The 237-nt window shown below is 72.6% G+C and carries 1 protein-coding gene; it reads right to left on the bottom strand.

Annotated features, from left to right (window positions below):
- The coding region (locus G1E_RS29850; RefSeq protein ID WP_256220460.1) for an ABC transporter permease subunit at positions 1-237 on the bottom strand (237 nt) is incomplete at both ends.

Raw genomic sequence — 237 nt, 5'->3', positions numbered from 1 at the left:
CCGCCGAGACGGCGAAGCGGCCCACGCCGGGCCAGGCGAAGATGGTCTCGATCACCAGCGCGCCCCCAATCAACTCGCCGACGTGCATGCCGGTGGCGGTGACGAAGGGCAGCCAGGCGTTGCGCAGCACATGGTCGCGCCAGACCTGACGCTCGGGCAGGCCGCGGGCGCGGGCATAGGTGACATGCCGCTGGCCGCTGGCTTCGAGCAGGCTGGCGCGCAGCAGGCGGGCGTTGA

The sequence above is a fragment of the Pseudomonas sp. TJI-51 genome (genome assembly GCF_000190455.2).
Classification (GTDB): domain Bacteria; phylum Pseudomonadota; class Gammaproteobacteria; order Pseudomonadales; family Pseudomonadaceae; genus Aquipseudomonas; species Aquipseudomonas juntendi.
This window is presented reverse-complemented; position numbering and strand designations above follow the sequence as displayed.